Here is a 23,461-nt window from a genome sequence, read left to right as displayed (position 1 = left end):
GGCTACGCATGTGCGGCCTGGGTTGCGCGCTCGTCCTGCGGGGACTCTCCTGCGCGACCCCGCCCCACGCCCGGGCTTCGGAAGGCGTAGCCGTGGTGGAGGGGAGTGGGGACGCGCAGGGTTGTCCCCGCAGGACGAGCGCGCAACCCAGGCTGATGACGTCGGGTCGGGCTCAGTGCGCGAGCCGAGGAGACAACCCGGAGCGGCCCCGCGCACCGACACCACCGACCAGGCCCGCCTGCCCCCAGGGGCGAAGCCAGGGCCAAATCCAGCCCCGCCGGCGTTTGAGGCGCGGGGTCTGGGGCGGAGCCCCAGGGGGCCGGGCGCAGCCGAACCGACACGGCCGAGCAGCCCGCAGGGAACCCGGCGACACTGACAAACCGGCGCAGCCCACCCCGCAGGTACTACACCCCGGATAAACGCCGAATCCCCGGCGGAGTCCTACGGTGGAGGGGACAAGGACCCACCGCACACTCCGAAGGGCCGGGATTCGCATGACTTCCACCCACGCCTTCTGGCTCGCCGGCCGCCAGGCCACCGGCGAGGACAGCTTCGACGTCCACTCCCCGTGGGACGGCCGCCTCGTCGGTACGGTCAGCGTGCCCACCGACGCGCAGGTCGAGGAGGCCGTGGCCGCGGCGTACGCCGTGACGGCGGAGTTCTCCGCGACCCCCGCCCACGTACGGGCCGCTGCCCTGGACCACGTGTCCAAGCGGCTCGCCGAGCGCACCGAGGAGATCGCCCAGCTGATCTCCGCCGAGAACGGCAAGCCCGTCAAGTGGGCCCGCGGTGAGGTCGGCCGTGCGGTGTCCGTGTTCCGCTTCGCCGCCGAAGAGGCCCGCCGCTTCAACGGCGGAGAGGCCCAGCGCCTCGACACCGACGCCGGCGGCGTCGGCCGGCTCGCGCTGACCCGCCGCTTCGTCAAGGGTCCGGTCCTCGGCATCGCGCCGTTCAACTTCCCGCTGAACCTGTGCGCCCACAAGGTCGCCCCGGCCATCGCCGTCGGCGCGCCGATCATCCTCAAGCCCGCCCCGGCCACGCCCCTGTCGGGGCTGATCCTCGGCGAGCTGCTCGCCGAGACCGACCTCCCGGCCGGTTCCTGGTCGGTCCTGCCGGTCGCGAACGACAAGATGCCCGCCCTGGTCAAGGACGAGCGCCTGCCCGTCATCTCCTTCACCGGCTCCGACACCGTCGGCTACGCCATCCAGCAGTCGGTGCCCCACAAGCACTGCACCCTGGAGCTCGGCGGCAACGCCGCTGCCGTGGTCCTGGACGACTGGGCCTCGGAGGCCGACCTCGACTGGGCCGCGACCCGGATCGCGACCTTCTCGAACTACCAGGCCGGCCAGTCCTGCATCTCCGTGCAGCGGGTGATCGCCGACGCCACCGTCTACGACCGCCTCGTGGAGAAGGTCGTGACGAAGGTCCAGGCCCAGGTCACCGGCGACCCCTCCGACTCGGCCACCGACGTCGGCCCGCTCGTCTCCGAAGCCGCCGCCCAGCGCGTCGAGTCCTGGGTGGACGAGGCGGTCTCCGCCGGAGCCAAGCTGCTCGCCGGCGGCAAGCGCGAGGGTGCCTCGTACGAGCCCACCGTCCTCGCGGAGGTCCCGGACGGCGTCAAGCTGGCCACCGAGGAGGTCTTCGGACCGGTCCTCACCCTGAAGAGGGTCGAGAACACCGACGAGGCCTTCGCCGCCGTCAACGACTCGAAGTTCGGTCTCCAGACCGGCGTCTTCACCCGGGACATCCAGACCGCGTTCCGCGCCCACCGCGAGCTCGAGGTCGGCGGCGTGATCATCGGCGACGCGCCGTCCTACCGCGCCGACCAGATGCCGTACGGCGGCGTCAAGCAGTCCGGCGTGGGCCGCGAGGGCGTCCGCTACGCGATGGACGACTACACGTACGAGCGAGTCCTGGTCCTGACCGGCCTCGACATCTGATCTCGTACGGCCAAAAAGCCGACGGCCGGAGCCTACTGTGCGGGGGCTCCGGCCGTCCCCCTTTTCCCCGCCGCCCAGAACGGGTACGACTCACAGGTAGCACCGGCCGGTAGGCCGGTACCACCGACTCCGGCGGCGAGGTGAGCCCCCTCATGTCCGCAACACAGCCCGCACAGCCCGTACAGCCCAGTGGCACGCAGCCCAAGGTGACCGAGCGCGAGGCACGACAGGTCGCGGAAGCGGCCCGGGAACAGGACTGGCGCAAGCCCAGCTTCGCCAAGGAACTCTTCCTGGGACGGTTCCGGCTCGACCTGATCCACCCCCACCCGCTCCCCGCCGACGAGGACGTCCGGCGGGGCGAGGCCTTCCTGGCCCGGCTGCGGGAGTTCTGCGAGACCTCGATCGACGGTGCCCGCATCGAGCGCGAGGCGAAGATCCCCGACGAGACCGTGCGCGGGCTCAAGGAGCTCGGCGCGCTCGGCATGAAGATCGACCCCAAGTACGGGGGCCTCGGCCTCACCCAGGTCTACTACAACAAGGCGCTCGCCCTCGTCGGCTCCGTCAGCCCCGCCATCGGCGCCCTGCTCTCCGCCCACCAGTCGATCGGCGTGCCCCAGCCGCTGAAGATGTTCGGCACCCAGGAGCAGAAGGACGCCTATCTGCCCCGCTGCGCCACGACCGCCATCAGCGCGTTCCTGCTCACCGAGCCGGACGTGGGATCCGACCCGGCGCGCCTGGCCACCACGGCCGTCCCCGACGGGGACGACGCGTACGTCCTCGACGGCGTGAAGCTGTGGACGACCAACGGGGTCGTCGCCGACCTCCTCGTCGTCATGGCCCGGGTGCCCAGGAGCGAGAACCACCGGGGCGGGATCACCGCCTTCGTCGTGGAGGCCGACTCCCCGGGGATCACCGTCGAACACCGCAACGCCTTCATGGGGCTGCGCGGCCTGGAGAACGGCGTCACCCGATTCCACCAGGTCAGGGTCCCCGCCGGGCAGCGGATCGGCGCCGAGGGCTCCGGTCTGAAGATCGCCCTGACCACCCTCAACACCGGCCGGCTCTCGCTGCCCGCCATGTGCGTCGGCGCCGGGAAGTGGTGCCTGAAGATCGCCCGCGAGTGGTCCGGCGTCCGCGAGCAGTGGGGGCGGCCCGTGGCGCGGCACGAGGCGGTCGGCGCCAAGATCTCCTTCATCGCCGCCACCACCTTCGCCCTCGAAGCCGTCGTCGACCTCGCCTCCCAGATGGCCGACGAGGACCGCAACGACATCCGCATCGAAGCGGCCCTCGCCAAGCTCTACGGCTCCGAGATGGCCTGCCTGATGGCCGACGAGCTCGTGCAGATCCGCGGCGGCCGCGGCTTCGAGACCGCCGAGTCCCTCGCCGCCCGCGGCGAGCGCGCCGTGCCCGCCGAGCAGATGCTCCGCGACCTGCGGATCAACCGGATCTTCGAGGGCTCGACGGAGATCATGCACCTGCTGATCGCCCGCGAGGCCGTCGATGCCCACCTGGCGGTCGCGGGCGACCTCATCGACCCCGAGAAGGCCTTGGGCGACAAGGCGAAGGCGGGCGCCCGCGCGGCCGGCTTCTACGCCCGCTGGCTGCCCAAACTGGCCACGGGAGCCGGACAGGTCCCCGGCACCTACCGGGAGTTCCACCCCGGCGGCCACCCCGACCTCGCCACCCACCTGCGCTTCGTCGAGCGCAGCGCCCGAAAGCTCGCCCGGTCCACCTTCTACGCCATGTCCCGCTGGCAGGGCCGCATGGAGACCAAGCAGGGCTTCCTCGGCCGGATCGTCGACATCGGCGCCGAACTCTTCGCGATGAGCGCCGCCTGCGTCCGCGCCGAGCACCTGCGGGCCAAGGGCGACCACGGCCGCGAGGCCTACCAGCTGGCCGACGCCTTCTGCCGGCAGTCCCGGATCCGTGTCGAGGAGCTCTTCGGACGGCTCTGGACCAACACCGACGACCTCGACCGCACCGTGGTGCAGGGAGTCCTGTCCGGCACCTACACCTGGCTGGAGGAAGGCGTACTCGACCCCTCGGGCGACGGTCCGTGGATCGCCGACGCCACCCCCGGCCCCTCCACCCGGAAAAACGTCCACCGCCCCCTTCGCTGAACCGTCCCTGAACTGCGATCATCGCCGCACGCCGGACAGGCGTATGCGCGCGGCGACGGGGAATCGGATGCATGTGGACGCGGACCGGGAGAGCAGGCGGCTGGCCTGGTGCGTGGCGCTGCTGCTGCGCCACGCACCGGACACCGTCGCGGCCTGGGTGCTCGGCCGCCTCGACGCGGCCACCCGCCGCTACCTCTGCCGCGACGAGTACCTCCCGGCGCCCGTCGTCACCCTGCTCCTGCGCTACGGCACCGACGAGGACCGCCGCACCATCGCCCGCAACCCCCAGGTGCTCGGCCGCCCGCTGCCCGGCCTGCCGGGCCCCGCGCGGTACGCCGCCCGGTCCGGCCCCGCGCCCGCCCTGCTGGCCACGCTCAGCGCCGAGCTGGGCCGCGAGGCCGGGCCCGGGAACCCGCCGCTGACCGGCGCGGAGCTGATCGCCCTGCTGCGCCGGCACGGCAGCCGCCGCCCCCGCGTGCCGCTCGACGTGCTCGCCCTCCCGCACGCGCTCGACCCCGGGGCCCTGCTCCGCGAGCACGCCCGCTCCCCGCTGCCGCCCGGCTCGGTCGAGGCCCTGCTGCTCGTGGCCGGACTGGACCGGCGGGTCTGCCTCGCACTGCTCGACACGCGCGCGCAGGGCTCGTACGGCCCCCACTGGCACCGCCCCGCCGTGCGCGCGGTCCGGACCGGCACCCTCACCTTCGACGAGCTCGCGGCGGCGGTGGCCCCCGCCCACCGGACCCTGCTGCTCGGCCAGGCGCACGGCACCGGCCGGCTCGCCTGGAACCTGGCCGAGTGGGCCGGGATGCGCTCGGCACTGCACCGGGTGCTGCGGCCCGCGCTGGGCGACGACCCGCGGCTGTGGGCCGAGCTGCAACGGCACGCCCCCGGCTTCCGCGGAACCCTGCCCGAACTGGTGGCCGCGGTGGCGGACGGGACCGTGCCCGGGCCGCTGCCCGTCACCGGGGACGGCCCGGACCTCGCGCGGGCCGTCGAGGCGCTGGCCCCCGGCTCCCCGGAGCCCGTCGGCGGCGTACAGCGCGAGCTGGCCCTGGCCAGCCTCGCCGTGCCCAATGCCATGGGCGACCTGCGCGAGGACGTCCGGTGGGTCCGCGACTGCCTCGACCGCGGCCTGCTCACCGGCACCGACGTGATCGGGCACAAGGCCCCCGCCGCCTGGGCGCTGGACGAGGACCACTGGCTGGGCGACGTGGACCTCCCCGACCGGCACGACCGGCCGCAGGCGGTCCTCGCCGCCCGGGCCGAGGCGGACCGGCTGTTCGCCGACGCCCTCGGCACGGACGCCGACGCCTGGTGGGGCGCCGCCCGCTCGCTGCCGGAGTTCGCCGGAACGCTCCCCGAACTGCTCGCCGGGGTCGTTCACGGGGACTCCGTGTCCAACCGCCCCTGACTTGCGGCAACAATGGGGGCATGAGCGACCGCCAAGCCCCCCTTGCCGATCCGCACGTCCTCTTCGACGCGTCGGCGGGCATCCGGGACATCGTCATCCTCGGGTCCACCGGGTCCATCGGCACCCAGGCCATCGACCTCGCCCTGCGCCACCCGGACCGGTTCCGGGTCACCGCGCTCTCCGCGGCCGGCGGGCGGGTCGGGCTGCTGGCCGAGCAGGCCCGGCTGCTGCGGGTCGCCGCCGTGGCCGTGGCCCGCGAGGACGTCGTACCGGCCCTGAAGGAGGCGCTGAGCGCCCAGTACGGCCCGTCCGAGGCCCTGCCCGAGATCCTGGCCGGTCCCGACGCGGCGACCGTGCTCGCGGCCTCCGAGTGCCACACCGTCCTCAACGGCATCACCGGCTCCATCGGCCTCGCGCCCACCCTCGCCGCCCTGAGGGCGGGCCGGACCCTGGCCCTCGCCAACAAGGAGTCGCTGATCGTCGGCGGCCCGCTGGTCAAGGAACTCGCGAAGCCGGGCCAGATCATCCCGGTGGACTCCGAGCACGCCGCGCTCTTCCAGGCGCTCGCCGCCGGGACCCGGGCCGATGTGCGCAAGCTCGTGGTCACCGCCTCCGGCGGGCCCTTCCGCGGCCGCACCCGCGCCGAGCTCGCGGGGGTCACCGTCCAGGACGCGCTGGCCCACCCCACCTGGGCCATGGGCCCGGTGATCACCGTCAACTCGGCGACCCTGGTCAACAAGGGGCTGGAGGTCATCGAGGCCCACCTGCTCTACGACATCCCCTTCGACCAGATCGAGGTCGTGGTCCACCCGCAGTCCTACGTGCACTCCATGGTGGAGTTCACCGACGGCTCCACCCTCGCCCAGGCCACCCCGCCGGACATGCGCGGCCCCATCGCGATCGGCCTCGGCTGGCCCGAGCGGATCCCGGACGCGGCCCCCGCCTTCGACTGGACCAAGGCGTCGACCTGGGAGTTCTTCCCGCTGGACACCGAGGCGTTCCCCGCGGTGGACCTGGCCCGGCACGTGGGTACCCTCGGCGGTACGGCCCCGGCGGTGTTCAATGCGGCGAACGAGGAGTGCGTAGAGGCGTTCCTGGCCGGTCGGCTGCCGTTCACAGCAATCATGGATACGGTCTCTGCCGTGGTCGATGAGCACGGGACGCCGGACGCGGGAACTTCCCTCACCCTCTCGGACGTCCTCGAAGCGGAGACCTGGGCCAGGGCCCGGGCACAGGAGATGGCGGCTCGCGCCGCCGTGGAGGCGGGCGCATGACGATATTGCTGACGGCGATCGGCGTCGTCATTTTCGTGATCGGGCTGCTGTTCTCCATCGCCTGGCACGAGCTCGGCCACCTCTCCACGGCCAAACTCTTCGGCATCCGCGTACCGCAGTACATGGTCGGTTTCGGCCGGACCATCTGGTCGCGGAAGCGGGGCGACACCGAGTACGGCATCAAGGCCATCCCGATGGGCGGCTACATCCGCATGATCGGGATGTTCCCGCCCGGTGAGGACGGCAAGGTCACCGCCCGTTCGACCTCGCCGTTCCGCTCGATGATCGAGGACGCGCGCTCGGCGGCGTACGAGGAGCTCCAGCCCGGCGACGAGACGCGGCTCTTCTACACGCGCAAGCCGTGGAAGCGCGTGATCGTGATGTTCGCCGGCCCCTTCATGAACCTGGTGCTGGCGCTGGCGATCTTCTTCGGCGTCTGGATGACCTTCGGGGTCAACCAGACGACCACCCAGGTCGCGACCGTCTCGCCGTGCGTCATCAAGCAGAGCCAGAACCGCGAGGTCTGCAAGGACGGCGACCCGGCGGCCCCGGCCAAGGCCGCCGGACTCCAGGTGGACGACCGGATCGTCGCCTTCAACGGCCGCGAGGTGGCCGACTGGACCGCCCTGCAGCAGAAGATCCGCGACACCGTGGGCCCCGCCACCGTCACCGTCGTCCGCGACGGGCGCGAGACGGTCCTCCCGGTGAACCTGATCCCCAACCAGGTCGCCAAGACGGACGGCCACGGCGGATACGTCAAGGGCGAGTACGTGACGGCCGGCTGGCTCGGCTTCACGCCCCGCAGCGAGATCGCCGCGCTGTCCTTCGGGCAGTCCGTGGACCACATGGGCGAGATCGTGGAGAACAGCGTGCAGGGGCTGATCCAGCTCCCGGCCAAGGTCCCCGCCCTGTGGAACGCGGCCTTCAACGGCGCCGAGCGGGAGCCGGACTCCCCGATGGGCATCGTCGGAGCGGCCCGGATCAACGGGGAGATCGCCACCCTGGACATCCCGGCCGAGCAGCGGATGTCGATCATGCTGAACGTCCTGGGCATGTTCAACCTCTCCCTATTCCTGTTCAACATGCTCCCGCTGCTGCCGCTGGACGGCGGACACATCGCGGGCGCCCTGTGGGAGTCGCTCCGGCGCAATGTCGCACGGCTCTTCCGGCGCGCCGATCCCGGCCCGTTCGACGTGGCGAAGCTGATGCCCGCCGCGTATGTGGTGGCCGGGGTCTTCGTCTGCTTCACCGCGCTCGTGCTCGTGGCCGACGTGGTGAACCCGATCAAGATCACCTAGCCGCCTGCCCGGGTACCACGCGCGTTCAGGGGCCGGGCACGCATCGTGCCCGGCCCCCTACGTTCGGGTGGCATGCCCCTCCGGATGCGAGGGCGCGGCGGGGATTGGCGTAATCTCGGAGGCTGGAGCCCGCCGATCTCGGGACCTTGATCCACACCTTGGGGTTGCACAGCAGATGACTGCCATCTCACTCGGAATGCCGTCCGTGCCGACGAAGCTTGCCGACCGCCGGGTCAGCCGCAAGATCCAGGTCGGCTCCGTGGCCGTCGGCGGCGATTCGCAAATCTCGGTGCAGTCGATGACCACCACCCGCACCTCCGACATCGGCGCCACGCTCCAGCAGATCGCCGAGCTGACCGCCTCCGGCTGCGACATCGTCAGGGTCGCCTGCCCGACCCAGGACGACGCCGACGCCCTCGCCGTGATCGCGAAGAAGTCGCAGATCCCGGTGATCGCCGACATCCACTTCCAGCCCAAGTACGTGTTCGCCGCGATCGACGCCGGCTGCGCCGCGGTCCGCGTGAACCCGGGCAACATCAAGCAGTTCGACGACAAGGTCAAGGAGATCGCCCGGGCCGCCAAGGACGCGGGCACCCCGATCCGGATCGGCGTGAACGCGGGCTCGCTCGACGCCCGGCTGCTGAAGAAGTACGGCAAGGCCACCCCCGAGGCGCTGGTGGAGTCCGCGCTGTGGGAGGCCTCCCTCTTCGAGGAGCACGGCTTCAGCGACATCAAGATCTCGGTCAAGCACAACGACCCGGTCGTGATGGTCAACGCCTACCGCCAGCTCGCGGCCGCCTGCGACTACCCGCTGCACCTGGGCGTCACCGAGGCCGGCCCGGCCTTCCAGGGCACCATCAAGTCGGCCGTCGCCTTCGGCGCGCTGCTCTCCGAGGGCATCGGCGACACCATCCGCGTCTCCCTCTCCGCCCCGCCGGTGGAGGAGATCAAGGTCGGCATCCAGATCCTGGAGTCGCTGAACCTCAAGCCGCGCCGCCTGGAGATCGTCTCCTGCCCGTCCTGCGGCCGCGCCCAGGTGGACGTGTACAAGCTGGCCGAGGAGGTCACGGCGGGCCTGGAGGGCATGGAGGTCCCGCTGCGCGTCGCGGTCATGGGCTGCGTCGTCAACGGCCCGGGCGAGGCCCGCGAGGCCGACCTGGGTGTCGCCTCCGGCAACGGCAAGGGCCAGATCTTCGTGAAGGGCGAGGTCATCAAGACCGTCCCGGAGTCGAAGATCGTGGAGACCCTCATCGAAGAGGCGATGAAGATCGCCGAGCAGATGGAGAAGGACGGCGTGATGTCCGGCGAGCCCACCGTCGCCATCGGAGTCTGAGTCCTCAGGGATCGTGCGGCCCGGCCCCGTCCCCCGCCAGCCGGGGGGCGGGGCCGGGCCTTTTTTGTGATCCGCGGGACGCGGCATCCTCAAGCGGCGCCGGGTACAGTGCGTAGACCAGCAGACTTGTACGGTGAGGCCCCAGTGTTGACGCAGACCACCACCCGGGTCCTTGAGCCCAGTGATCTCGACGCCGCGCTCGAAGTCCTCGGACGCGAGCCGGTCGCGAACGCCTTCGTCACCTCCCGGGTCCAGGTCGCCGGACTCGACCCGTGGCGCCTGGGCGGCGAGATGTGGGGCTGGTACGCGGGCGGTGAGCTCCGCTCCCTCTGCTACGCCGGCGCCAACCTGGTCCCCGTCTGCGCCGGACCCGACGCCGTACGCGCCTTCGCCGACCGGGCCCGCCGCACCGGCCGCCGCTGCTCGTCCATCGTCGGCCCCGCCGACGCCACCCGGCTGCTGTGGCAGCTCCTGGAACCCAGCTGGGGACCGGCCCGCGACGTCCGCTCCCACCAGCCGCTCATGATCATCGAGGAGCCGTCCGCCACGGTCCGGGCCGACCCCCTGGTCCGCCGGATCCGCAAGGACGAGATGGACCTGATCATGCCCGCGTGCGTGGCCATGTTCACCGAGGAGGTCGGCATCTCGCCGATGGCCGGTGACGGCGGGCTGCTCTACCAGGCCCGCGTCGCCGAGCTCGTCGCCAGCGGCCGCTCCTTCGCCCGCGTCGAGGACGGCAAGGTCGTCTTCAAGGCGGAGATCGGCGCCGCCACCGCACGGGCCTGCCAGATCCAGGGCGTGTGGGTCGCCCCCGAATTCCGCGGCCGGGGCCACTCCGAGAGCGGGATGGCCGCCGTCGTCGCCTACGCCCTGCGGGACATGGCACCCGTGGTCAGCCTCTACGTCAACGACTTCAACACCGCCGCGCGGGCGGCGTACCGGCGGGTCGGCTTCCGCGAAGTCGGCGCGTTCATGAGCGTCCTCTTCTGACCGGACACCAGATCCCGCCGCCATACCCGAGCGCCCCTACTCCGCAGTAAGGTCGCCGCATGCTGCCAATCCCCGGGGGCGACGACCCCGTCCGCCCCGCCGGCCTCCAGATCGGCCCGCTCGACCTCGCCGCCCGCGTGGACGAGGCCCTGCGCGTGCAGGCGGTCGCCTTCGGCCTCAGCGAGGAGGAGGTCGGCATCCGGCGCTACATCGTCCAGCGCCACATGGCCTGCGGCGGGGCCCGCGCGCTCGGGGCGTTCACCGAGGACGGGGCGCTCACCGGGTTCGTGTACGGGATGCCGAACGACCGCGCCTACTGGTGGTCCACCATCGTCGAGCCCTACCTGCGGGCCGACGGCCACGAGGGCTGGCTCGACGGCTCCTTCGTCATCACCGAGCTCCACGTCCACCCCGGCTTCCAGGGCCACGGCGTCGGCCGCGCCCTGATCACCCGCATCACCGACAGCGCCGCGGAGCCGCGCTCGATCCTCTCCGCCGTCGACACCGACAGCCCGGCCCGCCGGCTCTACCGGGCCCTCGGCTACACGGACCTCGCCCGCCGGGTGCACTTCCCGAGCGCGAGCCTCCCGTACGCCGTCATGGGCGCGCCGCTGCCGCTGCGCAGGCCCTGAATTCGGTTCCGGGGCTCTGAGCGGCCCCGGTAACCTCCCGGTATGTCAACGCAACACGTGCAGCGCATGTCCCGTCTCATGGCCAAGACCCTCCGCGAGGACCCGGCGGACGCCGAGACCGTCAGCCACCGGCTCCTGGTCCGCGCCGGGTACGTTCGGCGCAGCTCGGCCGGGGTGTGGACCTGGCTTCCGCTGGGCAAGCGGGTCCTGGACAACGTCTCGCGCATCGTCCGCGAGGAGATGGACGGGATCGGCGCCCAGGAGGTGCTGCTGCCGGCGCTGCTGCCGAAGGAGCCCTACGAGGTCAGCGGGCGCTGGTCGGAGTACGGCGACCTGCTGTTCCGGCTCAAGGACCGCAAGGGCGCGGACTACCTGCTCGGCCCGACCCACGAGGAGATCTTCACCCTGCTGGTGAAGGACCAGTGCACGTCCTACAAGGACCTGCCGGTCATGCTGTACCAGATCCAGACCAAGTACCGCGACGAGGCGCGGCCCCGGTCGGGCGTGCTGCGCGGGCGCGAGTTCCAGATGAAGGACTCGTACTCCTTCGACGTCTCCGAGGAGGGGCTGGAGGAGTCGTACCGGCTGCACCGCGAGGCGTACGTCCGGATCTTCGAGAGGCTCGGTCTGGACCACCGGATCGTGTCCGCGGTGTCGGGCGCGATGGGCGGCTCGGCCTCGGAGGAGTTCCTGGCGCCCGCGGCGGCCGGCGAGGACACCTTCGCGGACTGTCCCTCCTGCTCCTACGCGGCCAACACGGAGGCCGTCACCTTCGCGCTGACCCCCGTGGCCGGGGAGCACCCGGCGCTGGAGGAGGTGGACACCCCCGACACCCCGACGATCGAGACCCTGGCGGCGCACCTGGGGGTCCCCGCCTCGGCGACCCTGAAGAACCTCCTGGTGAAGGTGGACGGCGAGATCGTGGCCGTCGGCGTACCGGGCGACCGGGAGGTGGACCTCGGCAAGCTGGCCGAGCACCTTGCCCCGGCGGTCGTGGAACTGGTGACGGCGGAGGACTTCGAGGGCCGCGCCGACCTGGTACGCGGCTACGTGGGCCCGCAGGGCCTGGAGAAGGTCCGCTACCTCGCGGACCCCCGCGTCGCACCCGGCACCTCCTGGGTCACCGGGGCCAACCGGGCGGACACCCACGCCCGGAACGTGGTCTGCGGCCGCGACTTCGAGGTGGACCAGTACCTGGACGTGGTGGTCGTGGAGCCGGGCGACCCCTGCCCCTCCTGCGGCGCGGGCCTGCGGCTCGACCGGGCCATCGAGATCGGGCACATCTTCCAGCTGGGCCGCAAGTACGCGGACGCCTTCGGGCTGGACGTGCTGGGCCGCGAGGGCAAGCCGGTCCGCGTGACCATGGGCTCGTACGGCATCGGCGTCTCCCGCGCGGTGGCGGCGCTGGCCGAGCAGACGGCCGACGAGCGCGGACTGTGCTGGCCCGCGGCGGTGGCCCCGGCCGACGTCCACGTGGTGGCGGCGGGCAAGGCGGTCCCGCTGGCGCTGGCGCAGGAGGCGGCCGACGCCCTGGCCGCCGCGGGGCTGCGGGTCCTGCTGGACGACCGCCCGGGGCTGTCCCCGGGCGTGAAGCTGACGGACGCGGAGCTGATCGGCGTCCCGTGGATCCTGGTGGCGGGCCGCCGCTCGGCGGAATCGGTGGTCGAGCTCCAGAACCGCGCGTCGGGCACCCGCGAGGAGCTCCCGCTGGCGGAGGCCCTCGCCCGCCTGACGTAACCGTGCGCGGCGCCGGTGCGGGGGCCAGTCCAGCCTCGCCGGCGTTTGAGGCGCGGGTCCGGGCAGAGCCCGGGGAACGGCGGAAGGGCGGGTAGGGGACGGGCTCCGCGCAGCGGCCTACCCGCGCGGCCCGTCCGGGTCCGGCGGCGGCCCGTCCGGGTCCGGCGGCGGCGCGTCCGGGTCCGGCGGCGGCGCGTCCAGGTACAGGCCGTCGCCGCCCGCCGGGCTGTCGAGCGCGGCCGGAGGCGGGGCTCCCTCAGGAGCCGGTTCCACCGCGGGCGGGGCCTCGCCCGGAGCCAGGTCCGCCGGGGCCGGAGGCGGCGCCTCCAGGTACCGGCCGGCGTCCGGCGCGTCGTCGACCGCGGCCGGCCCGGGGCCCTCGGTGGCCGGACCGGCCGGGGCCGGGTCCTCGTGCGGGACAGGCGCCGCAGGCACAGGCGCGGGCGCGGCGCGTTCCAGGAAGCGCAGGAGCTCCACCGGGAACGGCAGGACCAAGGTGGAGTTCTTCTCCGCGGCCACCGCCACCACCGTCTGGAGCAGGCGCAGCTGAAGCGCCGAGGGCTGGTCCGCCATGACCTCCGCCGCCTGCGCCAGCTTGTGCGAGGCCTGCAGCTCCGCGTCCGCGTTGATCACCCGGGCGCGGCGCTCGCGGTCCGCCTCCGCCTGCCGGGCCATCGACCGCTTCATCGTCTCCGGCAGGGACACGTCCTTGATCTCGACCCGGTCGATCTGCACGCCCCAGCCCACCGCCGGGCTGTCGATCATCAGCTCCAGGCCCTGGTTGAGCATCTCCCGGTTGGAGAGCAGATCGTCCAGGTCGGACTTGCCGATGATCGACCGCAGCGAGGTCTGCGCCATCTGCGAGACGGCGAAGCGGTAGTCCTCCACCGCCACGATCGCGTTCGCGGGGTCGACGACCTTGAAGTACACGACGGCGTCCACCCGGACCGTGACGTTGTCCCGGGTGATGCCCTCCTGGGCCGGCACCGGCAGCGTCACGATCTGCATGTTGACCTTCCGCAGGCGGTCCACGACGGGGACGATCACGGTGAAGCCCGGTCCCCGGATGTCATCGCGCAGCCGACCGAAGCGGAAGACCAGGCCCCGCTCGTACTGCTTCACCACCCGGGCGGCGGCGCCCACGTAGACCACGACGCCCACACCCGCGGCGATCACCGCTGTCAGCAGTTCTTCGACCATGGCGGCCCCCTGCCGGACATCCGTACGTACTTACGGTATGCCCTACAGCCAGGCCGCGAACTCCAGCAGCAGCTCCGCGTCCCGGCGCCGCCCGGCGGCCAGTGCCCGGTTCCCCGACTCCACGGCCCGGAACACCGTCCAGCCCCGCAGCCGCTCCCGGTCCACCTCCAGGGCGTCGGCCAGCTTGTTGACCCGGCGCCGGGCCCCCGCCGCGCCCGCCGAGGAGGCGACCTGGTCCTCCAGCCGGTCCCGGACCAGCCGGGCCAGGTCGTACGCCCGCTCGCCGGTCAGCGGGTCCGGGCCCACCGTCAGCCACGGCGCCCGCTCGCCCGCCAGTACCTTGCCCTGCCGGAAGTTCCCGTGCAGCAGGAGCTCCTCCGGCGGCGCGGCAACCAGCTCGTCCCGGAAGGCCAGGGCCGCGTCGGCCAGGGACCGGACCTCCGCCGGCGCCGCACGCAGCGCCTGCGCCTGGCGCTCCGTACGCTGCGCCACCGTCTCCCAGCGCTGCCCGGCCGCCGGCGCCACCCAGAGCCTGCGCAGCGTCCCGCAGGCCTCCAGCAGGGCCTTCGCCTCCGGCAGCGACCTCAGCGAGACCTCCGGGTGGAGCCGCTCCAGCAGCAGCGCCCCGTCCTCCTCGTGGTGACGGCTGTCGAGGACCCGTACGGCCCCGAACCCGCCCCAGTGGGCCAGCGCGGCCAGCTCCCGCTCCGGGTGGGCGTGCGGCGGCGCGAGCTTCAGCGCGGCCGGGGTCCCGTCGGCGTACCGGACGAGGACGACCAGGCTGCTGCGTCCGCCCGGGGCCTGCACCCGCTGGGCCTCCACCTCGCGCCGGGCCAGTGCGGCCTCGGTGAGCCCGGACAACTGCCCCAGCCAGTCCGCGTCCTGCGCCGATTCCGGCAGCTCGCCGAGCGCCCGTACAAGCCGCTGCGGCGGTTCGAAAGCCATGCGTGCGTGGTCCCTTTCAGCTGTGCGGGGCCCCGGGGGAGTGTCCGGCGGATCGGGGCCGGACACTCCGTGTGCCGTCCTCAGCGCTTTTCCGTGAGCCCAGGGAAGGCTACGCCGACACCGCGCCACCGTGCCGCGCGCACGGCCGAGGCGCTCAGCGCGTCGGCCGCCATGCGGCGCAGCGGCCCCTCCGCCGCCCGCACCAGGTCGGAGTACGCGCCCGCCACCCGGTCCTCGATGTCGGCGGCCAGCCGCCCGGCGTCGGCGGGGGTGCGCACCTCGAACGGCAGCGCGTACGCCGCCTCCGCCGGCCGGGGCGAACCGCCCAGCTCCCGTACGGTCCGGGCGAGCGCGTCCCGCCGGGCGAGGTGGCCGCTGTACGCCTCGCGGGCCTCGGTCGTCCGGGCGGCGTCGGCCCGGGCGCCGATCACCCCGTAGCCGTACGCGGCCGCGTGCTCGGCGGCGAGGGCGGCCTGCGCGGCCGCCAGGGCCCCGCCGGCGACGGAGGGCGGTTCGGGCTTCACGGCTTGGCTCCGGGGGTCGTGGTCAGCAGGTACGCGTGGACGGCGCCGCAGGCGGCCACCGAGGCCAGCATCCGGGCCAGCTCCCCGGGTGCGCCGGCCAGGTCGACGGTCCGGGCCTCGGACAGGCTCCGCTCGGCGTCCGCGAGGGCCGTCAGGGCGTCGGCCGGCTGCGGGGGCACCGGCTCGGCACTCGCCACGGGCGCTCCGGCCGAGGTCACACCGGTGGGGGAGGGCGATCCCGAGGGTGACGCCGAGGGCGAGCCCGGTACGGGGCCCGGGGAAGCCAGGGCCGCCACGTGCGCCGCGACGGCGGTGCGCAACGGCGCGAGGCGCTGGGCCAGGGCCGGATGGGCGGTGGTGGTGGCGTCGTAACGTTCCAGCAGCCGCGCACTGTCACTTGCGGCCGCTTCCCGCATCCGCCGTTCGAGTGGAACCCCGGATTCGGTGCCGGCGCCGGGCGAATCCCCGTCCGAGCACCCGGTGAGCAGCGCGGCGCCGGCCGCACCGGCGGCGCCGGCGAGCAGGCTCCTGCGCGAGGGCCTCGATGGCAGAGTCCAGGGCACGGCGACGTCCTCGGGGGTGATGGCGGGGCAGGGTGTGATCACGGTACCCGGGGCCCCGCCCCGAGGGCGGACGGCAACACCCTCCGCGACCGGATACCCTTTGACCTGACACACGACGGAAAACCACAACAGCACACGCGGCCGAGGAGTCACCCGGATGAGCACCACCCAGAGCGACAGGCTGCGCGGACTGCTGGAGCCGCTCGTCGCCGCCAAGGGACTGGACCTCGAGGAGATCGAGACGTCCAAGGCGGGCAAGCGCCGGATGCTTCGCATCATCGTGGACTCCGACGAGGGCGTGGAGCTGGACGTGTGTGCCGAGCTGAGTCGCGAGGTCTCCGACCTGCTCGACGAGACCGACGTGATGGGCGAGGACGAGTACGTCCTCGAGGTGAGCTCGCCGGGCGCCGACCGCCCGCTGACCGAGCACCGTCACTACGTACGGGCGACCGGCCGTCTCGTCAAGTTCCAGCTTTCCGCCGAAGGTGAGAAGGGTGCCGGGGAACTGATCGCCCGCATCCTCGATGTGGACGACGAGGGTCTCGACCTCGAAGTCCCGGGCGTGAAGGGCCGCAAGGCGACCGCCCGCCGTATCGCATTCACCGACATCGCCAAGGCGCGTGTCGAGATCGAGTTCAACCGCAAGGACAAGAAGGAAGAGGAGGCGTAGCCGTGGACATCGACATGAGTGCCCTGCGGGGTCTGGTCCGGGAGAAGGAGATCTCCTTCGACCTGCTCGTCGAGGCGATCGAGTCGGCCCTCCTCATCGCGTACCACCGGACCGAGGGGAGCTTCCGCCGCGCCCGCGTAGAGCTGGACCGCACCAACGGTCACGTGGTCGTGTGGGCGACGGAAGACCCGAGGGATCTCGAAGAGGGCCAGGAGCCCAAGGAGTTCGACGACACCCCGTCGGACTTCGGCCGGATCGCCGCGACGACCGCCAAGCAGGTGATCCTCCAGCGTCTGCGCGACGCGGAGGACGACCTGACCTTCGGCGAGTTCGCGGGCCGTGAGGGAGACGTCATCACCGGCGTCGTCCAGCAGGGCAAGGACCCCAAGAACGTCCTGGTCGACATCGGCAAGCTGGAGGCCATCCTGCCGGTGCAGGAGCAGGTCCCCGGTGAGGAGTACACGCACGGCCTGCGCCTGAAGGCGTACGTCGTGCGGGTGGCGAAGGGCGTGCGCGGTCCGTCCGTGACCCTCTCGCGCACCCACCCCAACCTGGTGAAGAAGCTCTTCTCGCTGGAGGTTCCCGAGATCGCCGACGGCAGCGTCGAGATCTCGGCGATCGCCCGTGAGGCCGGTCACCGCACCAAGATCGCCGTACGGTCCACCCGCTCGGGCCTCAACCCGAAGGGCGCCTGCATCGGCCCGATGGGCAGCCGCGTGCGCAACGTGATGGCCGAGCTGCACGGCGAGAAGATCGACATCGTCGACTGGTCGGACGATCCGGCGGAGATGGTCGCGAACGCGCTGTCACCCGCCCGGGTGAGCGAGGTCGAGGTCGTCGACTGGGACACCCGCTCCGCCCGGGTGACCGTGCCCGACTACCAGCTGTCGCTGGCCATCGGCAAGGAGGGCCAGAACGCCCGCCTCGCCGCGCGGCTCACCGGCTGGCGCATCGACATCCGTCCCGACACCGAGCAGCCTTCGGACCGGGACGCGGAATAAACCACTACCGGCCGGGCTTACCGGACGGTAGACAGGAGTCACGACAGCCGTGCCGCCGCGACCGGAACCCGGTCCGGCGGCGGGCCGTGACGCAGCAGATCAAGACAACACGACAGCCGTTCGATCTTTCGCCCGCCACTTGTCGGGGGAGAGGTCGGTGCGGGGAGGTAGACTTAGGCGTGTCTGGCCGGACGCAAGCCCGCGCATGCCCCGAACGCACCTGTGTGGGGTGCCGGGAGCGAGCGGCCAAGAGCGATCTGCTGCGCATCGTGGCGATCGGGGACGAATGCGTCCCTGATACGCGCGGTACGCTGCCCGGCCGGGGTGCCTACGTGCACCCTGCCGTGGTCTGCCTCGACCAGGCGGTCCGCCGCCGCGCGTTCCCCCGGGCCCTCCGGTCCGCCGGACCGCTCGACACGGAGGAACTGCGCAAGGCCCTGGCCGTAGCGGTCGAGGCGACACCGTAAGAAGTAAGAGAACGGCACGGGCAATCCGTGCGGTCAGGTACCTCGCGAGTTGGAAGTAGGTCGAGATTGCGATGAGCACTCGATGAGTACGCGATGAGTACGCCCATGAAGTAGCGACGGTCCGGCGTAACCCGGACCTAAAAGGAGCGAAGTGGCTAAGGTCCGGGTATACGAACTCGCCAAGGAGTTCGGAGTTGAGAGCAAGGTCGTCATGGCCAAGCTCCAGGAACTCGGTGAGTTCGTCCGTTCGGCGTCCTCGACGATCGAGGCGCCGGTTGTACGCAAGTTGACTGACGCACTGCAGGGCCCCGGCGGCAACGCCGGCAAGTCCGCTGCGAAGCCGGGTGCGCCCCGCAAGGCTGCCCCCGCCAAGCCCGGGGTTCCGACTCCGGGTGCCGCTGCACGTCCCGCTGCGCCGAAGCCCGGCGCACCGGCCCCCAAGCCGGTCGTCGCGGAGGCTCCGGCCGCCGCAGCGCCCGCACCGGTGACTCCGGCCGCCTCCGGCCCGCGTCCCGGCCCGAAGGCTCCGGCCGCCCCGAAGCCCGCTCCGGCGGCTCCCGTGGCGACCGAGTTCTCCGCGCCTCCGGCGGCTCCCGCCGCCCCGGCGCGCACCGAGCGTCCCGCCGCCGCGGCCCCCGGTCCGCGTCCGGCGCGCACCGAGCGTCCCGCGGCCCAGGGCGGCCAGCCCGGCGCCCGTCCCGGCGCACCGCGCCCGGCCGGCGCCACTCCCGGTGCCCCGGCGCGCACCGAGCGTCCCGGTGGCGCTCAGGCCCCGCGTCCGCAGGGCGCCCGTCCGGCGGGTCCCCGTCCGGGCAACAACCCCTTCACCTCTGGTGGCTCCACCGGCATGGCGCGCCCGCAGGCGCCCCGTCCGGCCGGCGCTCCCCGTCCCGGTGCCCCCGGCGCCGGCGGCGGCCAGGGTGCTCCCCGCCCGCAGGGCGGCCCCGGCGGCGCTCCGCGTCCGCAGGGTCAGGGTGCTGGTCGCCCGACCCCCGGTGGCATGCCCCGTCCGCAGGGCGGCGCCCCGCGTCCGGGTGGTGCTCCCGGTGGTAACCGTCCGAACCCGGGCATGATGCCGCAGCGTCCCGCTGCCGGTGGTCCCGGTCCCCGTCCCGGTGGCGGCCCCGGTGGCCGTGGTCCCGGTGCGGGCGGTGCCCGTCCCGGCGGCGGCGCCGGTCGTCCCGCGGGCGGCGGCTTCGCCGGCCGTCCGGCCGGTCCGGGCTCGCGTCCCGGCGGTGGCGGTGGCGGCTTCGGCGGTCCCCGTCCCGGTGGCGGCGGCTTCGGCGGCGGTCCGGCCGGTGCCGGTGGCGGCGGTCGTCCCGGCTTCGGTGGACGTCCCGGCGGTCCCGGTGCCCGTGGTGGCACGCAGGGTGCCTTCGGCCGTCCCGGTGGTCCGGCCCGTCGTGGTCGCAAGTCCAAGCGTCAGAGGCGCCAGGAGTACGAGGCCATGCAGGCCCCGTCCGTCGGCGGCGTGATGCTGCCTCGCGGCCAGGGCGAGACCGTTCGCCTGTCGCGCGGTGCCTCCCTCACCGACTTCGCGGAGAAGATCAACGCCAACCCGGCGTCGCTCGTCGCCGTGATGATGAACCTCGGCGAGATGGTCACTGCCACGCAGTCCGTCTCCGACGAGACGCTCGAGATGCTGGCCGGCGAGATGAACTACACGGTTCAGATCGTCAGCCCGGAGGAAGAGGACCGCGAGCTCCTCGAGGGCTTCGACATCGAGTTCGGCGAGGACGAGGGCGGCGAGGAATACCTCATGCCGCGTCCGCCGGTCGTGACCGTCATGGGTCACGTCGACCACGGTAAGACCCGACTGCTCGACGCCATCCGCAAGACGAACGTCGTTGCGGGCGAGGCCGGCGGCATCACGCAGCACATCGGTGCCTACCAGGTCTCCACCGAGGTCAACGACGAAGAGCGTCGCATCACCTTCATCGACACCCCCGGTCACGAGGCGTTCACCGCCATGCGTGCCCGTGGTGCCAAGTCGACCGACATCGCGATCCTCGTGGTCGCGGCCAACGACGGCGTCATGCCGCAGACGATCGAGGCGCTCAACCACGCCAAGGCCGCCGGCGTACCGATCGTCGTCGCGGTCAACAAGATCGACGTCGAAGGTGCCGACCCGGTCAAGGTGCGCGGTCAGCTCACCGAGTTCGGTCTGGTCGCCGAGGAGTACGGCGGCGACACGATGTTCGTCGACATCTCCGCCAAGCAGGGTCTGCACATCGACTCCCTGCTCGAGGCCGTCGTCCTCACCGCCGACGCCTCGCTCGACCTCCGCGCCAACCCGGAGCAGGACGCTCAGGGTATTGCGATCGAGTCCCACCTCGACCGCGGCCGCGGTGCCGTTGCCACCGTCCTCGTCCAGCGCGGTACCCTCCGCGTCGGCGACACGATGGTCGTGGGCGACGCCTACGGCCGAGTGCGCGCCATGCTCGACGACAAGGGCAACAACGTCGAGGAAGCGGGTCCGTCGACCCCCGTCCTGGTCCTGGGTCTCACCAACGTCCCCGGCGCCGGCGACAACTTCCTCGTCGTCGACGAGGACCGTACGGCCCGTCAGATCGCCGAGAAGCGTGCTGCGCGTGAGCGCAACGCCAACTTCGCCAAGCGCGTCCGTCGTGTGTCCCTCGAGGACCTCGACTCCGTGCTCAAGGCCGGTCTGGTCCAGGAACTCAACCTCATCATCAAGGGCGACGCGTCCGGTGCGGTCGAGGCTCTCGAGTCCTCGCTGCTCCAGCTCGACGTCGGTGAAGAGGTCGACATCCGGGTCCTGCACCGCGGTGTGGGTGCGGTCACCGAGTCCGACATCTCGCTGGCGATGGGCTCCGACGCCATCGTCATCGGTTACAACGTCCGTGCGGCCGGCCGTGCCGCGCAGATGGCGGACCGCGAGGGTGTCGACGTCCGCTACTACTCGGTGATCTACCAGGCCATCGAGGAGATCGAGGCGGCCCTGAAGGGTCTCCTCAAGCCGGAGTACGAAGAGGTCGAGCTCGGTACGGCGGAGGTCCGCGAGATCTTCCGCTCGTCCAAGCTGGGCAACATCGCCGGTGTCCTCATCCGGTCCGGCGAGGTCAAGCGCAACACCAAGGCGCGGCTCCTGCGCGATGGCAAGGTCATCGCGGAGAACCTCAACATCTCCGGTCTGCGCCGCTTCAAGGACGACGTCACCGAGATTCGCGAAGGCTTCGAGGGCGGTATCAACCTCGGCAGCTACAACGACATCAAGATCGACGACGTCATCGCGACGTACGAGATGCGCGAGAAGCCCCGCGCGTAAGCGCGAGGCGGTTCGCACCGTGTCGTAACTCGTAACACCGGGGCCGGTCGGCGGAATATCCGTCGATCGGCCCCGGCCGTTGCGTGTACGGTTCTGGTGACCCTGCCGAGCGACGGCCGGCAGGCCACCGAACCCGCACCGGCGGGATATCCGGAACTGCATGTACGTGGGGACTCTGTCCTTCGATCTGCTCCTCGGCGACGTCCACTCGCTGAAGGAGAAACGCTCCGTCGTCCGGCCCATCGTCGCCGAGCTCCAACGCAAGTTCTCCGTGAGCGCGGCCGAAGTGGGCGACCAGGACCTGCACCGAAGGGCCCGCATAGGGGTCGCTCTGGTGAGTGGGGACGCGGGGTTCCTCTCGGACGTACTGGACCGCTGCGAGCGGCTGGTCGCGGCGCGTCCTGAAGTGGAGCTGCTGTCCGTACGACGGCGCCTCCACGGTGATGAAGACTGATTGTTTGTATGCAAGAAAAGAAGGAGACGGACCAGTGGCCGACAATGCGCGGGCGAAGAAGCTGGCGGACCTCATCCGGGAGGTGGTGGCCGAGAAGCTGCAGCGTGGCGTCAAGGACCCCCGTCTCGGTACGCACGTGACCATCACGGACACCCGCGTCACCGGCGACCTGCGGGAGGCCACGGTCTTCTACACGGTCTACGGCGACGACGAGGACCGGGCCAGCGCGGCAGCGGGCCTGGAGAGCGCCAAGGGCGTACTGCGTTCCGCGGTCGGCCGGGCGGCGGGGACCAAGTTCACGCCCACCCTGACCTTCATCGCGGACGCCCTCCCGGAGAACGCCAAGACCATCGAGGACCTCCTCGAGAAGGCGCGGACTTCCGACGCCCAGGTACGCGAGGTCTCCTCCGGCGCGAAGTACGCCGGCGAAGCCGACCCGTACAAGAAGCCCGACGAGGACGCCGACGACTCCGACGAGGACGCAGCCGCGGAATGAGCACCGACGCAGGGAAGACTCCGGACGGCCTTGTCATCGTCGACAAGCCGTCCGGCTTCACTTCGCACGACGTGGTCGCCAAGATGCGCGGGATCGCCAGGACCCGCCGCGTCGGCCACGCCGGCACGCTCGACCCGATGGCGACGGGCGTGCTGGTCCTGGGCGTCGAGAAGGCCACCAAGCTGCTCGGCCACCTCGCGCTCACGGAGAAGGAGTACCTCGGCACGATCCGGCTGGGCCAGAACACCCTGACGGACGACGCCGAAGGCGACATCACCTCCTCCACGGACGCCACCGGGGTCACCCGGGACGCCGTGGACGCGGGGATCGCCAAGCTGTCCGGCGAGATCATGCAGGTCCCGTCCAAGGTCAGCGCCATCAAGATCAAGGGCGTGCGCTCCTACAAGCGCGCCCGGGACGGCGAGGACTTCGAGATCCCGGCCCGGCCGGTGACCGTTTCCTCGTTCCAGGTGTACGACATGCGCGAGGCCGAGGCCGAGGACGGCACCAAGGTCGTCGACCTCGTCGTCTCCGTCGTCTGCTCCAGCGGTACGTACATCCGCGCGCTGGCCCGTGACCTCGGCGCCGACCTGGGCGTCGGCGGGCACCTGACCGCGCTGCGGCGCACCCGGGTGGGCCCGTACAAGATCGACCGGGCGCGCACGCTGGACCAGCTCCAGGAGGAGCTGACCGTCATGCCGATCGGCGAGGCGGCGGCCGCGGCCTTCCCCCGCTGGGACCTGGACGCCCGGCGGGCCTCGCTGCTCGCCAACGGCGTGCGGATCGACATGCCGGAGGAGTACGAGCCCGGCAAGGCGGTCGCGGTCTACGGGCCGCAGGGGCAGTTGCTCGGGCTCGTGGAGAGCAAGGGCGGGAAGGCGAAGTCCCTCGCGGTCTTCGCCTGATCCGGACACTCGGTGGCCGGTGGCCGGTGGCCGGTGGCCGGTAGCCGCGACGCGGTACCCGGTACCCGCCGTCTCCCCGACGTGGAGCGGTGAGCGCACATTGCCTGCTGCTCACCGCTCCACGACCCCCCTCGGGTAGGTCTCTATCCACCCGGACCCCCGTATTCACCCGTCCGAGCAGGCGCTCGGAGTGAATGGAGGGAGCGTAGGGG

Annotated in this window: 20 protein-coding genes; 16 read left to right on the top strand and 4 right to left on the bottom strand. The window is 72.2% G+C overall.

Going from position 1 to position 23,461, the window contains the following annotated elements; translation table 11 throughout:
* Positions 1-494 precede the first annotated feature (494 nt).
* The 9 genes from OG447_RS30785 to OG447_RS30745 all read left to right on the top strand — a co-directional run bounded on the left by OG447_RS30785 (position 495) and on the right by OG447_RS30745 (position 12,735).
* The gene (locus tag OG447_RS30785; protein ID WP_266940780.1) at positions 495-1,940 is read left to right on the top strand and encodes an aldehyde dehydrogenase family protein; all 1,446 of its coding nucleotides are present in this window, start codon (positions 495-497) and stop codon (positions 1,938-1,940) included.
* Between the two features lie 152 nt (positions 1,941-2,092).
* Positions 2,093-4,060 (top strand): acyl-CoA dehydrogenase family protein, encoded by a 1,968-nt coding sequence (locus OG447_RS30780; protein WP_266940778.1) that lies wholly within the window; start codon positions 2,093-2,095, stop codon positions 4,058-4,060.
* 67 nt (positions 4,061-4,127) lie between these two features.
* The gene (locus tag OG447_RS30775) at positions 4,128-5,471 is read left to right on the top strand and encodes a hypothetical protein (protein WP_266940776.1); all 1,344 of its coding nucleotides are present in this window, start codon (positions 4,128-4,130) and stop codon (positions 5,469-5,471) included.
* 20 nt (positions 5,472-5,491) lie between these two features.
* Positions 5,492-6,745 (top strand): 1-deoxy-D-xylulose-5-phosphate reductoisomerase, encoded by a 1,254-nt coding sequence (dxr, locus tag OG447_RS30770; RefSeq protein ID WP_266940775.1) that lies wholly within the window; start codon positions 5,492-5,494, stop codon positions 6,743-6,745.
* Entirely contained in the window at positions 6,742-8,043 is a 1,302-nt protein-coding gene (locus OG447_RS30765) for an RIP metalloprotease (protein ID WP_266940773.1), read from the top strand. The genes dxr and OG447_RS30765 overlap by 4 nt, the downstream gene beginning before the upstream one ends.
* 175 nt (positions 8,044-8,218) lie before the next feature.
* A complete protein-coding gene (gene ispG / locus OG447_RS30760; RefSeq protein ID WP_266940771.1) occupies positions 8,219-9,376 on the top strand; it encodes a flavodoxin-dependent (E)-4-hydroxy-3-methylbut-2-enyl-diphosphate synthase in 1,158 nt (385 codons plus the stop codon).
* A 144-nt stretch (positions 9,377-9,520) separates the two neighbouring features.
* Positions 9,521-10,366, top strand: a complete 846-nt coding sequence (locus OG447_RS30755; RefSeq protein WP_266940770.1) for a GNAT family N-acetyltransferase — start codon at positions 9,521-9,523, stop codon at positions 10,364-10,366.
* A gap of 59 nt (positions 10,367-10,425) precedes the next feature.
* Entirely contained in the window at positions 10,426-10,998 is a 573-nt protein-coding gene (locus OG447_RS30750) for a GNAT family N-acetyltransferase (RefSeq protein ID WP_266940768.1), read from the top strand.
* Between the two features lie 42 nt (positions 10,999-11,040).
* Positions 11,041-12,735 carry a proline--tRNA ligase gene (locus OG447_RS30745; protein WP_266940767.1) on the top strand — a complete coding sequence of 565 codons (1,695 nt, stop codon included), beginning with the start codon at positions 11,041-11,043 and terminating at the stop codon, positions 12,733-12,735.
* 117 nt (positions 12,736-12,852) lie between these two features.
* On the opposite strand, the gene OG447_RS30740 is transcribed toward OG447_RS30745, so the two are convergent.
* The 4 genes from OG447_RS30740 to OG447_RS30725 form a co-directional block, all read right to left on the bottom strand.
* Positions 12,853-13,935, bottom strand: coding sequence for a slipin family protein (locus tag OG447_RS30740; protein ID WP_266940766.1), 1,083 nt, complete (start codon positions 13,933-13,935; stop codon positions 12,853-12,855).
* Between the two features lie 42 nt (positions 13,936-13,977).
* A complete protein-coding gene (locus OG447_RS30735) occupies positions 13,978-14,880 on the bottom strand; it encodes an aminoglycoside phosphotransferase family protein (protein WP_266940765.1) in 903 nt (300 codons plus the stop codon).
* 80 nt (positions 14,881-14,960) lie between these two features.
* Positions 14,961-15,404, bottom strand: coding sequence for a ferritin-like domain-containing protein (locus OG447_RS30730; protein WP_266940764.1), 444 nt, complete (start codon positions 15,402-15,404; stop codon positions 14,961-14,963).
* A complete protein-coding gene (locus OG447_RS30725; protein ID WP_266940762.1) occupies positions 15,401-16,009 on the bottom strand; it encodes a hypothetical protein in 609 nt (202 codons plus the stop codon). The genes OG447_RS30730 and OG447_RS30725 overlap by 4 nt, the downstream gene beginning before the upstream one ends.
* A 115-nt stretch (positions 16,010-16,124) precedes the next feature.
* Between OG447_RS30725 and rimP the strand changes: the two genes are divergently transcribed.
* From rimP to truB, 7 genes are all read left to right on the top strand, one after another.
* Positions 16,125-16,637, top strand: coding sequence for a ribosome maturation factor RimP (gene rimP / locus OG447_RS30720; protein WP_266940761.1), 513 nt, complete (start codon positions 16,125-16,127; stop codon positions 16,635-16,637).
* 2 nt (positions 16,638-16,639) lie between these two features.
* The gene (gene nusA, locus OG447_RS30715; RefSeq protein ID WP_266940759.1) at positions 16,640-17,638 is read left to right on the top strand and encodes a transcription termination factor NusA; all 999 of its coding nucleotides are present in this window, start codon (positions 16,640-16,642) and stop codon (positions 17,636-17,638) included.
* Between the two features lie 179 nt (positions 17,639-17,817).
* On the top strand, positions 17,818-18,105 hold the full coding sequence (locus OG447_RS30710) for a YlxR family protein (RefSeq protein WP_266940757.1): 288 nt from the start codon (positions 17,818-17,820) through the stop codon (positions 18,103-18,105).
* Positions 18,106-18,256: 151 nt separating this feature from the next.
* A complete protein-coding gene (gene infB, locus OG447_RS30705) occupies positions 18,257-21,394 on the top strand; it encodes a translation initiation factor IF-2 (protein ID WP_266940755.1) in 3,138 nt (1,045 codons plus the stop codon).
* A 160-nt stretch (positions 21,395-21,554) separates the two neighbouring features.
* Positions 21,555-21,848 carry a DUF503 domain-containing protein gene (locus tag OG447_RS30700; RefSeq protein WP_030651158.1) on the top strand — a complete coding sequence of 98 codons (294 nt, stop codon included), beginning with the start codon at positions 21,555-21,557 and terminating at the stop codon, positions 21,846-21,848.
* Positions 21,849-21,882: 34 nt separating this feature from the next.
* Entirely contained in the window at positions 21,883-22,344 is a 462-nt protein-coding gene (gene rbfA, locus OG447_RS30695; protein ID WP_266940753.1) for a 30S ribosome-binding factor RbfA, read from the top strand.
* Entirely contained in the window at positions 22,341-23,249 is a 909-nt protein-coding gene (gene truB, locus OG447_RS30690; protein ID WP_266940752.1) for a tRNA pseudouridine(55) synthase TruB, read from the top strand. The genes rbfA and truB overlap by 4 nt, the downstream gene beginning before the upstream one ends.
* Positions 23,250-23,461 lie beyond the last annotated feature (212 nt).

This window comes from Streptomyces sp. NBC_01408 (assembly GCF_026340255.1).
Lineage (GTDB): Bacteria > Actinomycetota > Actinomycetes > Streptomycetales > Streptomycetaceae > Streptomyces.
The sequence above is the reverse complement of the archived record's forward strand: the minus strand, read 5'-3'. Positions and strand labels throughout refer to the sequence as shown.

Coding starts and splice junctions, on each gene's coding strand:
- OG447_RS30780 (WP_266940778.1), top strand. CDS start 2,093: ATGTCCGCAACACAGCCCGCACAGCCCGTACAGCCCAGTGGCACGCAG.
- truB (WP_266940752.1), top strand. CDS start 22,341: ATGAGCACCGACGCAGGGAAGACTCCGGACGGCCTTGTCATCGTCGAC.
- OG447_RS30785 (WP_266940780.1), top strand. CDS start 495: ATGACTTCCACCCACGCCTTCTGGCTCGCCGGCCGCCAGGCCACCGGC.
- OG447_RS30775 (WP_266940776.1), top strand. CDS start 4,128: ATGCATGTGGACGCGGACCGGGAGAGCAGGCGGCTGGCCTGGTGCGTG.
- OG447_RS30745 (WP_266940767.1), top strand. CDS start 11,041: ATGTCAACGCAACACGTGCAGCGCATGTCCCGTCTCATGGCCAAGACC.
- OG447_RS30700 (WP_030651158.1), top strand. CDS start 21,555: ATGTACGTGGGGACTCTGTCCTTCGATCTGCTCCTCGGCGACGTCCAC.
- OG447_RS30750 (WP_266940768.1), top strand. CDS start 10,426: ATGCTGCCAATCCCCGGGGGCGACGACCCCGTCCGCCCCGCCGGCCTC.
- dxr (WP_266940775.1), top strand. CDS start 5,492: ATGAGCGACCGCCAAGCCCCCCTTGCCGATCCGCACGTCCTCTTCGAC.
- OG447_RS30740 (WP_266940766.1), bottom strand. CDS start 13,935: ATGGTCGAAGAACTGCTGACAGCGGTGATCGCCGCGGGTGTGGGCGTC.
- OG447_RS30735 (WP_266940765.1), bottom strand. CDS start 14,880: ATGGCTTTCGAACCGCCGCAGCGGCTTGTACGGGCGCTCGGCGAGCTG.
- rimP (WP_266940761.1), top strand. CDS start 16,125: ATGAGCACCACCCAGAGCGACAGGCTGCGCGGACTGCTGGAGCCGCTC.
- OG447_RS30765 (WP_266940773.1), top strand. CDS start 6,742: ATGACGATATTGCTGACGGCGATCGGCGTCGTCATTTTCGTGATCGGG.
- ispG (WP_266940771.1), top strand. CDS start 8,219: ATGACTGCCATCTCACTCGGAATGCCGTCCGTGCCGACGAAGCTTGCC.